We start from the raw sequence: 13,997 nt of genomic DNA, 5'->3' as shown, positions 1-13,997 counted from the left end.
CCCCGACATTGAAACTGAAAACCGCAAAAGACTTGAATCAAGTCAAAGCCATTTGGCAATGCCCAACACCAACTCCCCACACCCAATCCCCACCAACACCATTGGCAGCACAGCCAGCTCACGCTTGAGATCGAACAGCCCTATACGACGATTCACATAAACTATTAGCACAAGGGTCGGAAATGTATGCAGAGCGACGCCCCAAATCGCATATTTCACTCCGCCAATGGCCAGTAACAGCGGTAGCAACACCCATAACGAGAGGGCGCGAATAATGTTATCCATCGCCTGGAATTTCGTGAGTCCCTGGGCAAGCCACGCCTGATGCGACACCGTGTAGCGCAAGGTGAAGAAAGACAGTGAAAGCACGGCCATCATGTTGCCGGCCTCGGCATAACGCTCATCGTACAACCAGTGAATGATGAGCGGGCTGATGGTCCAGAACAACCCGCAGGCAAACAGTAAGGCGATGTCGATAATCAGCCTGAAACGGTAGTACAGCGCGCGAAACCGCACGGTGTCATTGTTTCTCGTGGCCTCGCTGAAGGCTGGCAAGGCTACGGCGCCCACCAACCTCTGCACGCCGAGTGCAAAAGCACCCAGAATCAGCACGGCAATGGAGTAGACCCCTAGTTCGGCGGCCGACATGCTGCCGCCGAACCAGATGCGATCACCATTCATGGCGAGTACGCCCACTGCCGAAGACAACAGGATCCAGCGGCCGAAGACGACTAGTTCCTTGAGCGCGGTACGGTCCCACAACAGGCGGTTAGGTGGCCCCTGGAACCAGATATGACCTAGCAACGTACTGACCAGAGCAGCGACGAGACCCGCCCCCACCAGCGACCAGATCGACCGGGTGAAGTAACCGATCACCAGCATCACCAGCAGGCCGGAGATCTGGGACGCGAACTCGGCGAGCACGACTTTCTTTTGCTGGAATGCGCGCACGGCCACGTCGACTTTCGTCGACTGCAGACCATAGAGGACCGCGGAGAAACCGGTAAGGGCCAACACCAGCGGCAACTCGGGTGCCGCGTAGGTGGATTCTGGCGACCACAGGTTGATGGTCTGCGCAAACCAGGCGAAACCCGCGATCAGTAGCGTCGAGACAAAAAGGACAAAACCGCGCACGATCTGCACGGTCCAGACAGTATTGAGAAACACCGGATCGTCGCCACGCGGGCTCTGGATGATGTTCTGCCGCAAGCCCGCATCAGACAGCAAGTGCAGGACCACCGAAACGGTGGTGGCGATTACCATGATGCCGAACATCTCCGGCATCAGCAGTCGGGCCATAATCAGGTTGCCGCCCAAGCGAATGGCCTGAGATGTCACCAGCGCGCCAAGATTCCAAGCCCCGGCAAATATCGCTCGCTTACGAAGGCTCAACGATGGCGATAAATCAATTGAAGGCATAACATCAATCCCGGACTCAGTGGTACGCAAGTTACTATAGCCGCAATCAGGCATTCCACTATCCTTCGCTCACCATTCAATAAGTTTGAAAACTCATGCCTGAGCACCTACGCGCGTTAACCGTCATTCTGGTTTTGGCCGGCATCGTTTTTACCCTTTCACGCCGAGCTGCAGCGGACCTTGTCCCCTACAGTGACGTCACACGCCGCCGAAATCTGTGGTTTGTATTGACGTTCCTGGCCTTCGTCTCGCACAGTTTCTGGGTGTATGCAGCCGTTGCCACCATCGTCTTGACCTTTGCAGGAAAACGCGAGCGCAACCCTATCGCGCTGTTCTTCTTTCTGCTGTTTCTGATCCCGCCGGTCTCGGCACAGATTCCGGGCCTGGGCGTGATCAATTACTTTTTTGACCTCAACCATATTCGCCTCCTGTCCTTGTGCGTTTTGCTGCCGGCGTTTTTTGTGCTGCGCAGACGTGCAGACACGCCGGCATTCGGCCGGACCTGGCCCGATAAACTGTTGGCCGCCAACCTCCTGCTGTCGAGCCTGCTGTTGCTGCGCGAAACCACGCTCACCGACACCTTGCGCCAAACGCTCTATATGTTCATCGACGTTTTTCTGCCGTACTACGTGGCCAGCCGGGCACTGAAAAACCTCAGTGACTTCAAGGACGCACTGTTGGCCTTTGTCCTCGCAGCCATGGTGTTGTCGATTATCGGCCTGTTCGAATTTGTCCGAAGCTGGCTGCTGTACAGCGCGTTGATCGACGCTTTGGGCATGCACTGGGAAATGTCCAGCTACCTGAGCCGTGGCGGCTCGTTACGCGCCAGCGCAACGACCGGCCAGGCGATTGCGCTGGGCTTCGTGATCAGCACTGCCATCGGCCTTTATCTGTATTTGCACGAAAACGTGCGCAGCAAGTTCCAGCGCCGCCTCGGCGCACTGTTGCTGGCCGGCGGGTTGTTTGCACCGCTGTCGCGTGGCCCGTGGATCGGGGCCGCTGTCATGATCGCAACCTTCATCGCCACCGGCCGCAGTGCTGTCAAACGCCTGATCCTGTTGGCGTTGGCCGGAGTGCTCGCCCTGCCCTTGCTGGCAATCCTGCCTGGCGGGCAAAAAGTGCTGGACCTGCTACCGTTCTTCGGCACGATCGAAGTAGAGAACATCACCTACCGACAACGCTTGATCGATAACGCACTGATCGTGATCCAGCGCAATCCCTTGCTCGGCGCTTTCGACTTCCGCAACACGCCGGAAATGCAGTCCATGATTCAGGGCCAGGGCATCATCGATATCGTGAACACCTACATCAACGTGGCGCTGCAGGTCGGGTTGATCGGGCTGACACTGTTCGTGGCTTTTTTCGCCACGGTGCTCTTCGGTCTGCGCAAGGCAATGCGTTCTTTTTCCGACAAGGACGATGAGACGCGCCGACTGGGACGTGCGCTCTTCGCGACCCTGGCGGGGATACTGGTGACCATCGTTACCGTCAGCAGCATCACGGTTATCCCCGTGGTGTATTGGTCGGTGGCCGGGCTGGGCGTTGCCTATGCTCAGATGGTTCGCAGGCTCAAGCACACCTCACGTGCAATCGCTGTGAGTGCCCACCCTCAAATCCGGTAATGCCAATGCCCACCTCGTTTCGCCGCTCCCCCCTGCTACTCATAGCGCTCCTGTGCCTTGCCGTCTGGCCGTTCAGGAGTTGGGCGTCTGACTGGGTCGCGAGCGTGGATGAGCGTAGCGGCCTGCCGATGCTGACGCGCGGCGGCAGCCCCGTCGTGGCGTCGATATTCACCTTCTGGGGGAGCAATTGGGACTGGTCGTATTTTGCATCCCGGTTCAAGATAAACAGCCCCTACAGCTACTCCCTGGAAGGACAGAACAAAGACCTGGACTTCGACTTGACGGCGCAGATTCAAAAGGACGGCGAGCAAAAGCTGACCTGGAACTTTGCCCTCGATGCGCACGGCACAAAATCGGGCGTGATGGGCGGGGGCATCGTCTTCAAATTTGACCCGGCACTGTTCGCTGAAGAAATGGGCGAACCAGTGCTGCTCCCTGACAACAGCGGCTGGGCGTGGGGAAAGGCACAAGGACGACGCATCGAGATGCGTTTTGAACCGGCACTGGCGAGTGTGTATTTTGAACCCGGCGACCGATCCGAAGTGCGCGCCTTTTTCTACAAAAACACGATCAGGCCCGGCCACCAGAACGTCAAAGCCACCTTGAGCGTCTCGGGTGATGTGACACTCGGCCCGACCCTGACCGAACGCTTCGGCCTGGAGGACCCGACAAGTTGGCCGAGCGACAAAGTCGACGTAAAAACCTCACCGGTCGATCTGTCGTTTCTGAATGCTGACGAAAAACCTGCCGGCAAGCGCGGTTTCGTCAAAGCATCCGGCGAGCAACTGATGTTCGCCGACAACACCCCGGCGCGTTTCTGGGGCACCAACATCACGTCCTATGCACTGTTTCGCACCTCAGACGAGGCCATCAAGCAACAGGCCAAACGCCTGTCAGCCCTCGGCTTCAATCTGGTACGCCTGCACCACCATGACTCGCCATGGGTCAGCCCGAACATTTTTGGCGACCGCGACCAGACGCGTGACACCCAGCAACCCAGCCCGGAGTCGCTGAAAAAAATCGACTGGTGGATCAAGTGCCTGAAGGACGAAGGCATTTATGTCTGGCTCGACATGCATGTCGAGCGAACCTTTACTGAAAAGGACAACATCTTTGGCTTCGATGAGATCCCGAAAAACAATCAGAACAACGCGGATCTCAAAGGTTATGCGTATGTGAACGTCACTATCCAGCAGGCCATGAAGCGCTTTGCCGAAGCCTATCTGACCCATGTAAACACCTACACCGGCCTCGCCTACAAAGACGATCCGGCCATCGCCGCCGTACTGATCACCAACGAAAACGACATCACCCATCACTTTGGCAACGCCCTGTTGCCGGACAAAAATGTGCCGAAGCACAACAAAGTCTACATGGCCGAGGCCCAGGCCTTTGCCGGCCAGCATGATCTGCCTGCAAGCAAAACATGGCGTTCCTGGGAACATGGTCCGTCCAAGCTGTTCCTCAACGATCTGGAGCGACGCTTCAACGTCGACATGATTCAGCACTTGCGTGAGCTCGGCGTAAAGGTGCCCATCGCCACCACCAGCAGCTGGGGCGGTAATGGCCTGAGCTCCTTGCCAGCCCTGACTGCCGGCGACGTCGTTGACGTTCACAGCTACGGTGGCGCAGGCCAGCTGGAGAAAAACCCGCTCACCACCGCCGGCATCATCGACTGGATTGCCGCCGGCCAAGTGACGGGCAAGCCCCTGACCGTCACCGAGTGGAACAATGAACCGTTCCCGACACCCGACCGTCACTCCTTGCCACTCTATGTCGCCGGCACCGCCAGCCACCAAGGCTGGGACGCGCTGATGCAATATGCCTACAGCCAGCAATCACTCGACGGCGGCTGGGTAACGGCCGATAACTGGCACGCCTACAACGACCCCGCCATGCTGGCCACCCTGCCCGCCGCCGCCTTGCTCTATCGTCGCGGTGACGTCAGCGAAGCCAACACGACGTATGTCTTCGCGCCGACACCAAGCACCCTGTTCAACCATCCAATCACGCCGGCCAACTCCGCGTTGCTGCGCACCGCCATGGAGAAAGGCAAGCTGCAAATCGCAATGCCTCAGACGCCAGAACTGCCCTGGTTGCAGTCGGGCGCTATCGCGAGCAATGCACAGGTGTTTCATGACCCTGACCAATCGTTGCTGGACGCCAATGCCAGCGAGTCGACCACAGACACCGGCGAACTGAAGCGCAACTGGAACCAAGGCGTCTACACCATCGATACGCCGCGTAGCCAGGCTGCCACCGGCTGGATCGGCGGCGAATCGATCAGCCTGGGCAACATCAAGGTGCAAGTGAAAACGGCAAATGCCAGTGTGGTGGTGCAGAGCCTGGACAACGCCCCCCTCGGACAATCGAAGGATTTGCTGATCTCATTGGGCACCCGCGCCGTCCCCAAAGAAGACGAAAAAACACCGTTTTACGTGGAGCCTCTGGAAGGCACGCTGAGCATCCAGGCACCGCCTGGCCTGACGCTATTCACCCACGGCACGCTCGCGCAAATGAAGAAACTGCCCGCGACCTATGTTGATGGACGCTATACGATCAAGTTCGACGACCTGCAGATGTCCAATTGGTTGTTTTTGAGAAAAAACGCCACCCGCTGAGGTTGTAATCCGCTTGCACAGGAACAGTTTCCAGGAGGCCAGGATGAAATTTTTGGTGATTGGCGGCGCAGGCTACATCGGCTCGCACATGGTTAAGCAATTGCTGCGTGCGGGTCATGAGCTGGTGGTGGCAGACAACTTTTCCACTGGCTACCGCAGCGCCTTGCCGGGCGGAAAACTGGTCGAACTGGACATCGCCGATGCGCAAGCCCTGGACGCTGTATTTGCCACAGAGCACTTTGATGCGGTGTTCCACTTCGCTTCATTTATCCAGGTCGGCGAATCCGTCACCGAACCTGCCAAGTATTACCAGAACAACCTCGCCGCTACTTTGACGCTGCTACAAGCCATGGTGCGTGCGAAGGTCAAACACTTGGTTTTTTCTTCGACCGCCGCCGTCTATGGCGACCCGGTGTACGTGCCCATCGATGAAGAACATCCCAAGGCTGCCATCAACCCTTATGGCCGCAGCAAGTGGATGGTGGAGCAGATGCTGGAAGACTTCGACCGCGCCTACGGTCTGAAATCGGTCTGCCTGCGCTACTTCAATGCCGCCGGCGCCGACCCTGAAGGACAGCTGGGTGAACGCCATGAACCGGAAACCCACCTGCTGCCACTGATCCTGCAAGCGGCCTCGGGCCGACGTGAATCCATCACCGTATTTGGTCGGGATTACGACACGCCGGACGGCACCTGTATTCGCGACTACGTCCACGTGGTCGATCTCGTTGCCGCTCACGCACTCGCCGTGGATTATCTGCTGGCCGGGGGCGCAAGCACGGCGTTCAACCTCGGTAACGGCCAAGGGTTTTCAGTACAGGAAGTGATAGACACTGCGCGTCGTGTTACCGGCCAGGACTTCTGCGTCAGTGAAGCGCCCCGCCGTGCCGGCGACCCGCCACGGCTGGTGGCCGATCCACGAAAGGCCAACGCAATACTGGGCTGGCAAACACAATTTGCCTCGCTTGAAGAGATCGTGACGCACGCCTGGAAGTGGGAGCAGAAGCACCCTTGGCACTGACAGTCGGCGCTGGCGCATTGAGCGCCATGCGCCGAAGGGTGACGCGCTAGTAGTAAGAGCGGTTTTGCGGCTCGGCCTTGTTCAGCACCGTGCCAATCAGATTGGCTGAGCCCAGGTGATGCAGGCTTTCCTCGATCTCTTTCTTGCTGTTCATGCCGTTGGCGACCACGAGCAGAACGCAGTCGAATTTGGGCAGGACGGTAATCACATCGTCCGAGCTGAGGATGGGCGGCAAGTCGAAAATCACGATACGCGAGTTGTAGCGTTCACGCAGATCACTAATCAAATGGGTCACTGCGGGCGATGACAACACCTCGGTGGAGAGAGGAATCGGTTTACGGGTCGGCAGGACTACAAAGCGCGGCAAGGTCGGGTTGACCAGAACCTCCTGCAGTTCCGCTTCGTCGGCCAGGTATTCATTGAGCGACTTCTCCATCGGCAGCCCCAGGCAGGCACCCACCGTCGGACGACGCAAGTCAAAATCCACCAGCAATGCAGTCTTGGTAGTGTGATGGGCGATGCTCATTGCCAGGTTGATCGCCAGGACCGTCTTGCCTGCCTCCGGCGTCGGCGAGGTGATGGCAAGCGTACGCCAGCCGTTTTCTTCCATGATTTTCAGAACTTGTGTGCGCAGCAGATCGAACGCCCCGCCCATGTTCGAATTCTTGTTGTACGCCACAATGCGGTTGCGCTCGAGATGGTCCGGGCGCAAAGGCACAACTTTGGTTTGCACATAGCTGAGCGCATTCAGACCCGCAGAGTGCCCGGTTGCGGTCATGGCTTTTGGCGTGGTCACGAGAGCCGAGGAGGACTGTTGTACATCACCTTCGGTATCGGGCTTGTTTATTTCCATGGCTGTATTCCTTATGCAAACCGGCCCAAAACTTTAAATATCAAAAGATCCAGTGGCATGTAGAGGAAGTGCAGGAGCACCAGAAAAATCACGATTGCCACTATCCCACAAATGATCAACCGCGTTCGCCACTTCTTGCGGCTCGCCAGCTCCGCCTTGGTGTGAATGTAGGGAATGGCAACCAGTACACGCCGCCCCAACACACTGCCCAGGGCTTCAGCTCCACGCACGCGCTGGGTCAGCATTTCCAGGAGCATCACCAATGCGCTAGCGCCCACCGGGGCGAGGATGAAGCCCATGGCAACCACTTTCTTGCGGTTCGGCCGTACCGGCTTTTCAGGCATCAACGGCGACTCCAGGAGAACAAAACGCTCCGCTTTGTTTTCCTGTTCCAGGCTTTCGGAAATTCTGGCACTCATCTCCTTGGCGCGCATTTCCTCATATTTCTTTTTCGCGTTGTCATGGTCGCGCATCAGAGTGATCAGGCCACGCTCGACTTGCGGCGTTTCAATAATCTGCGCTTCGTATTCGGATATTTTCCGCAGCGTCTGCTGCTTCTGATCGGCCAGTGACTTGATACGTGCTTCGGTAGCGGCGATCCGCGCCTGAGCCTTCGCTACATCCATACTGACGGGCACTGCCGCACTACCCGCCACCGCAGTGTTCTTCTCAAGTGCAGCGATCTTGCGCTTCACGGCACGCACATCAGGGTGGGCTTCGGTATACAGCGTCTGCAAACGGACGTACTCGGCCTTGAGGCTGTTCAGATCCTGAGGTTTCTCAGCGGCTGCACCCGCTACTCCAGGCGTGGTCACTCCGCCAGCATTGGCAGCGATAAGCTCCAACTCGTTGAAACGCAAATCCTCACGGGCAGCCTTGTAGTCACGGTCGACCTCTTTGAGGTCGTTTTCGGCGCGCGTCAACATGTTGGTGAGCAATTCCCGATTCTCGGGCAGCGCATTGCTGTGCTTCTGCTTGAAGTCTGCCACGAGATTATCCTGGGCATTCAGGGCAACCTCGAGCTTGTCCGCCTCCTGCTTTGCGAACTCTGTGTTTTCATTGGCGCGCTCGGTGCGCTGCCTGATGTTTTCATTCAGGAACAGCGTCACCAGCTCGTTGGCCACTTTGTTGGCAATCTCTGGCTGACGGTGCTCAAAGGAAAGTCGAAACGCAATCGTCACTTCCCCGCGCCCCTTGATCGCGGCGCTGACCAGGGTGACTCCAATCGCATTGCGCATTTCATCGATTTTCTCGGAAACGCTCAAATTCCGGCCTTGAGAAGAGAACAGATTGTATTTGTCGATGATCGCGGCAAGATTCTCCCGGGTCATCACACGCTGGCGAATGACCTCGATGCGCTCATCGGCGAAGGTGCCGTTGTTTGCCGCGACCAGTTCAGGCGAGATCTGCTGCGACTCGATCAGGATCGTGCCCGAGGACTCGAACGTGGGCGGAAGCGACATCGCGACCGCGATGCTCACGCCAAGTATGGCCACGCAACTCACGATCAACAGCACGGCGTGGTGTTTGACGATAGCTATGTAGTCGTTGACCGACATTTCGTATTCAGAGGCCATATTTCTCACACACCTGAATTTCAGAGTCCGGGGTAACTGTAAACCAGGGTCAACCCGACAATATTTGCGCTGGCATCCGGCAAGCCGTCCTGCTGGCGCTCCTTGTACGTGAAGGATAGGCGCGCAATCCAAAAAGGCGAGAGTTCTTGACTGATCCAGGCACTGTAATTACTCAGGGTGTTCGGCGTCTGGCCTTTGCTGTCTTGCCAGTAGGCATCAAAACCGGTGCGTCGAATCTCATCAATGGCGTAACTGAATGTTCCCCTCAGGCTATCCGCCTCGACGAACCCGCCGTCACCACTGGCGACCGTACTGCGACCGGCGTCGACGAGTGCATCAAACCGCTCGCCGGTGTATTGCAAGGTCAATCCGCCCTGGCCCTTGGGACCTTCACCCGAACCGGAAACCTGATTGATGCCCGCGTACACAGTGCCCTTGAACTGCTCGGAGACCAGGAAATTCACGCCGACCGTGGGTGTATAGCTGTTTGAGGAAGACGCCACCGTGGAGCCCTTCTCAGGCTCGTAGCGTCTGACGCCTAAACGGGTGAACACCTCGGTCTGCTCGCTCCACGCGTAGTTCCAAGTCAAGCGGGTGGCCAGCTCGTCGTAGTTGATCAGGGTGGGAATGTCGTAAGTGACATGAGTGTAGTCAGTCTCGTTGAGCAAGGTACTTCGCTCGCTGAGAGCCCTGCTCCAGTTGCCGCCCAGGGTATAAAGCTTCTGCGTGCCATCGGCCGCCACTACGCCGGTTTCCTGAACGGCAGTGGAGAGCGTTGAGCTCTCTTCATACTTGGCCGTGAGTCCAAAACCGCCCGTTTCGGTTTCGCGCTGCCACCCCAGTTTCAATCGGGGGTCCTCACGGTCCGTCACGATGTCGGTATCGGAAGAGCGCACGACGTATACACCGAGACCGAATTGAAACTCATCCCGACCGGCAGTGCCGACAAGGCCGTACTCGGGGGCGATGATGGTGCGGGTCACGCCCTTCTCGCCACTCGTGAGCAACAGTGGATTGCTGTCGTACTCGACAGTAGAAGGCACCGCGATTGATGATTGCCAGGTCGCCGCATGGGCCACACCGGAACACGACAGAATCAGGGTTGCAGTGGCAACCCCGGTAGTTCGAAGAGCAAGCAAGTTAATCCTTAATGCATCGCGCAAGTCTAAGGCACGACCAACGTATCGCCGGCCTGGAGGAGAATATTGGTGGACATGTCACGCCCGGACATCAGATCGCCGTAATTGACTGGCAGGATCTGTTGCTTGGACCCGGTGAGTCGCACGACCTTGATTTCATCCTTGTCGGCAAACTTGTCGAGCCCGCCCGCCACGCTCAAAACCTGCAGCACTGACGTTTGACCTGATAAATGGACACTGCCTGGCTTCAACACTTTGCCCTGCACGTACACGAGATTGCCATCCGTGCTGGTGACGACAACGCTCACCTGCGGATCGGGTATGTACTTTACAAGCTTGGCAGCAATTTTCTCTTCGACTGCGGTGGTATCGAGACCCGCCACATCGACTTGCCCTGCCAGCGGGAAGGTAATGCTTCCGTTGGGAAGAACGATCACGTCCTGCTTGAGCTTGTCTTCGCCCCAAACGGAAACGGCAAGCTTGTCACCCGGACTCAACCGGTATGCAGCATCGTTTGCGACGGCATTGGAAATGCTGGGCATAACTGCCAGCGCGCAGACCACAGGTAACCAGAAACGCGACATCGGGATCCCTCCGCCTAAGTAGCCTTGCCAAGAGTCTTGCATAAAATCCGGGGTAAATCACTCTTGCTCATTTTCAGGTCAAGGAAACGATCAAGGGGCAGTTTTTTGCGCTCGACGCCGTCCGGTTTTCGTCGGCCCGACGCCTCTATTGCCTGCAGGGAAACAGCTGGCGAAGGAAGTTTTTTATTTAACAATAAGTTGTCGTTAAACATATCGTCCTCGATGTCTGCCTGCCAAATTAATAGCACTCTGTTTAATAGAGCCCGTCATTCAGCTAATACATCGCCAAACCCACTAGCAGATCAAATTGATATCAATCACTAGTGTCAATGCGCCACACAATCGCCAGCAAAAACAAAAAGCTAGCTACACCTTCCGCCGGTTGGCGACCATAACAAAACCGAATAACGCGGATGAAAACAACCAGGCGGCAGCAGCTAACGGAACTGCATTCGATTGATTGCTGAGGGCATCATCCCCGCCACTCAAAACTTTACTTTGCGTACCTGAATCTGCCGTTAACTTGTCAATGGCAAGTTGCGCCATTAATCCGTCACAGGAAGAACTATTGACGGTGGCGCCCACCTTGGTGGCGGATTCTATAAGGCTGTTGATTTGATTTTTTGCTGTATCAGCGAAGCTGGTATCGCTGGCCGAAGCTGCCGCGCCAAGACCGTTTGCTACGGTTGAAGGGGCACCACCCTGCTCGGCGGCGGTCATGCCCGCTTTTGGACCATACGCTTGGCAAGCATCGCCCATGCGGTTAATTTCACGGGTCAAATTGGCCGTTTGTGCGGTGGCAATGGCCGCACCATTAAAGAGCACGCAGAACAAAACGGATTTGAGAACCAGTGATGAACGCATTGAAGCCCGCCTCCCTGCACACAGGGTGTTCCTGATATCGAATGAAGGATTCGTTACCCAGCTGATTGGAGCCTATAAGCACATAGCCAGCACGTCAATGCTCTGTCACAACAATAAATTAAAATAAAAATCAAGGCAGAATGGCGTCAATAAATCGACAATTAGTCCTCATCACAACAAGGGTCTCTATCTCCTTGAAACGACTCAAACATGGGCATCAGCCCTGCCGAAAACGGGCCTGAATGCTTTGCTTTTCCCCTGCCGAAACACCGGCGACAAAAAACTATCGACGCTGGCCGCCATGCATCCACTCTCGTGGACTGACGCCGGTCTTGCGCCGAAATGCCCGGGCGAGCGCCGAAGGGCTTTCATACCCCACTTCATCGGCAATCAGGGCAATGGACTTGCCTTCACGCAAGCGTTTCTGGGCCAGGCTTATGCGCCAGCTCACCAGGTAATCCACCGGGGTCTGCCCCACCACCTGACGAAAGTGTTCGGCAAAACTGGCCCGGGACATGTTGGCTGCCGTCGACAACTCAGCCACGGTCCAGGACTTGCCGGGCGTGTCGTGCATCAGGCTTAACGAGCGTGCCAGGCGGGGGTCGGCGAGACCGGCCATCATGCCGGGGCTTTGTTCACGATTGGTCAGAATGTGCCGCAGCAACTGGATCACCAGCACTTCGAACAAGCGGTCCATCATCGCTTCACGACCGCAAATGCCGCCGAAGGCTTCGTTGAACAGCCAGTCCAGCGTACCGGCCATGGTCGGCACTTCATCGAGATCAAGCACCAGGTAATCGGGCAACGCCGCCGCCAGCGCATTCCCCGCACCGCCATCGAACGTCAGCGAGGCGCACACCAGTTGCGTGTCGGACGTGTCAGCGGCAATCAATCGGTGGCGGTAAGGCCGAGGGAAGAAAATCAAGGTGGGTGTGTTGAGCTCAATTGCGCGCTCATCGGCCAGTTTCAGGGTCAGCTCGCCGGATTGCAGCAGATGGAGGTGCCCGCAGGCCTGATCACCGTCAAAACCGGTGGTGCCGCAAAAGGTCCCGCTGTGGAAGGTACCGGCGCTGACGCCGAAATGGCTGAGCAAGGTGGACAAGCGATCCATGGACAGACTCCGGGCGGCATATCTGGACGATCAGTCGCATATCCTCGACGATTTGCAGCCAATAGACCAGCACTCGTCATTAGCATGGACCCCGTACCCAGCGCACACCGCGCCGTCATCTACGGAGATCCACCATGAGCCGCATCAACACCCTGAGCCTCGAACACGCCACCGACGCCACTCGCCCGCTGCTGGAAGGCGTGCAGAAAAAAATCGGTTTTTTGCCCAATGTCTTCAAGACCCTGGCGCATGCTCCCGCCGTGCTGTCCTCTTATCTGCAACAGTCTGCGACCCTCGGTAAAACGTCACTGAGCGCCACCGAGAAAGAAGCGATCTTCCTCGCCACGTCCCAGGTGAATGGGTGCGACTACTGCCTCGCGGCCCACACATTGTTTGCCGGCAAGGCCGGGTTATCCGCGCAAGACATCCTCAGCGCCCGCAGCGGCCAGCTCAATGCCTTTGCCACCCTTGCCCGGCAGATCACTGAAAGCCGTGGCCACCTGAGCAGCGAGCAGATCGCAGCGGCACGGGCAGCCGGGATCAACGACAGCAAGATTGTCGAAGTGATCGCTCACGTGGCCTCGCAGACCTTGACCAATTACCTCAACAACGTCGCCCTGACCGAGATTGATTTTCCGGCCATCGATGCTTGAACGACTGTCTATTCGGGAGAACCGCTGATGAACACCGTGACGCTCTATACCACTGACACTTGCCCTTATTGCCGCAACGCCAAGATTTTGCTGGCGAGCCGAGGCATTGCGGCACAGGAAATAAACGTTCAATCGGAACCTGGGAAGTTTGAGGAGATGCTCAGCCGCAGCGGTCGCCGCAGCGTGCCGCAGATTTTTATCGGTGATGTGCATGTTGGTGGGTTTGATGAGCTGGCCAAACTTGATCGTCAGGGGGGGTTGATGTCGATGCTTGCTTGAGGCCGGTGACGTTTTTTTTGGGGGGTGTACATATCCGTTGTTGTGGTAACGGCCGCTATTGGTTTCGCCCTTACGGCGAGTCACTTGGAGAAGCGCCAAGTAACCAAGCGCCCGCGCCCCTGACGTACGGTGGCTCGCTAAGGCTCGCCATGCCCTCGCTCCGGTCCTGCTCCGTGGGCCCGCCGCCATCGGCCATCCATGGCCGGGGGCGGCTAACCCGGCATCCATGCCGGGTTGCCCACTGCGCAGAACCT

General features: G+C 57.3%; 13 protein-coding genes. 5 read left to right on the top strand and 8 right to left on the bottom strand.

Annotated elements, in window-relative coordinates; all coding sequences use genetic code 11:
* Nucleotides 1–42 precede the first annotated feature (42 nt).
* On the bottom strand, nucleotides 43–1,419 hold the full coding sequence (locus KGB24_RS23835; RefSeq protein WP_032829121.1) for an oligosaccharide flippase family protein: 1,377 nt from the start codon (nucleotides 1,417–1,419) through the stop codon (nucleotides 43–45).
* Nucleotides 1,420–1,514: 95 nt separating this feature from the next.
* Here KGB24_RS23835 and KGB24_RS23830 point away from each other — a divergent pair, with 95 nt between their 5' ends.
* From KGB24_RS23830 to galE, 3 genes are read left to right on the top strand one after another with little or no spacing between them, the layout of a single operon-like run.
* Entirely contained in the window at nucleotides 1,515–3,041 is a 1,527-nt protein-coding gene (locus tag KGB24_RS23830; RefSeq protein ID WP_008033942.1) for an O-antigen ligase family protein, read from the top strand.
* Nucleotides 3,041–5,662, top strand: a complete 2,622-nt coding sequence (locus tag KGB24_RS23825) for a glycosyl hydrolase family 5 (protein ID WP_411736643.1) — start codon at nucleotides 3,041–3,043, stop codon at nucleotides 5,660–5,662. The genes KGB24_RS23830 and KGB24_RS23825 overlap by 1 nt, the downstream gene beginning before the upstream one ends.
* A 43-nt stretch (nucleotides 5,663–5,705) precedes the next feature.
* Complete coding sequence (gene galE / locus KGB24_RS23820; RefSeq protein WP_008033945.1) at nucleotides 5,706–6,683, top strand: UDP-glucose 4-epimerase GalE; 978 nt, start codon at nucleotides 5,706–5,708, stop codon at nucleotides 6,681–6,683.
* A 46-nt stretch (nucleotides 6,684–6,729) separates the two neighbouring features.
* On the opposite strand, the gene KGB24_RS23815 is transcribed toward galE, so the two are convergent.
* From KGB24_RS23815 to KGB24_RS23785, 7 genes are all read right to left on the bottom strand, one after another.
* The gene (locus tag KGB24_RS23815; RefSeq protein ID WP_223415742.1) at nucleotides 6,730–7,461 is read right to left on the bottom strand and encodes a CpsD/CapB family tyrosine-protein kinase; all 732 of its coding nucleotides are present in this window, start codon (nucleotides 7,459–7,461) and stop codon (nucleotides 6,730–6,732) included.
* A gap of 86 nt (nucleotides 7,462–7,547) precedes the next feature.
* Nucleotides 7,548–9,113, bottom strand: coding sequence for a GumC family protein (locus KGB24_RS23810; RefSeq protein WP_223415731.1), 1,566 nt, complete (start codon nucleotides 9,111–9,113; stop codon nucleotides 7,548–7,550).
* Between the two features lie 20 nt (nucleotides 9,114–9,133).
* A complete protein-coding gene (locus tag KGB24_RS23805) occupies nucleotides 9,134–10,252 on the bottom strand; it encodes a hypothetical protein (RefSeq protein WP_223415730.1) in 1,119 nt (372 codons plus the stop codon).
* A gap of 26 nt (nucleotides 10,253–10,278) precedes the next feature.
* Nucleotides 10,279–10,836 carry a polysaccharide biosynthesis/export family protein gene (locus tag KGB24_RS23800; protein WP_008033954.1) on the bottom strand — a complete coding sequence of 186 codons (558 nt, stop codon included), beginning with the start codon at nucleotides 10,834–10,836 and terminating at the stop codon, nucleotides 10,279–10,281.
* 14 nt (nucleotides 10,837–10,850) lie between these two features.
* Nucleotides 10,851–11,048 (bottom strand): hypothetical protein, encoded by a 198-nt coding sequence (locus KGB24_RS23795; RefSeq protein ID WP_223415729.1) that lies wholly within the window; start codon nucleotides 11,046–11,048, stop codon nucleotides 10,851–10,853.
* Nucleotides 11,049–11,202: 154 nt separating this feature from the next.
* A complete protein-coding gene (locus KGB24_RS23790) occupies nucleotides 11,203–11,700 on the bottom strand; it encodes a hypothetical protein (protein ID WP_223415728.1) in 498 nt (165 codons plus the stop codon).
* A 283-nt stretch (nucleotides 11,701–11,983) separates the two neighbouring features.
* Nucleotides 11,984–12,811 (bottom strand): AraC family transcriptional regulator, encoded by an 828-nt coding sequence (locus tag KGB24_RS23785; protein ID WP_008033956.1) that lies wholly within the window; start codon nucleotides 12,809–12,811, stop codon nucleotides 11,984–11,986.
* A gap of 134 nt (nucleotides 12,812–12,945) precedes the next feature.
* On the opposite strand from KGB24_RS23785, the gene KGB24_RS23780 reads away from it, so the two are divergent.
* Entirely contained in the window at nucleotides 12,946–13,464 is a 519-nt protein-coding gene (locus tag KGB24_RS23780) for a carboxymuconolactone decarboxylase family protein (RefSeq protein WP_223415727.1), read from the top strand.
* Between the two features lie 27 nt (nucleotides 13,465–13,491).
* Nucleotides 13,492–13,743: a glutaredoxin 3 gene (grxC, locus tag KGB24_RS23775; RefSeq protein ID WP_008033960.1), complete on the top strand. Its 252-nt coding sequence runs from the start codon at nucleotides 13,492–13,494 to the stop codon at nucleotides 13,741–13,743.
* The last annotated feature ends 254 nt before the right edge of the window (nucleotides 13,744–13,997 follow it).

The organism is Pseudomonas sp. BF-RE-25 (assembly GCF_019956105.1).
Taxonomy (GTDB): domain Bacteria; phylum Pseudomonadota; class Gammaproteobacteria; order Pseudomonadales; family Pseudomonadaceae; genus Aquipseudomonas; species Aquipseudomonas migulae.
The sequence above is the reverse complement of the archived record's forward strand: the minus strand, read 5'-3'. Positions and strand labels throughout refer to the sequence as shown.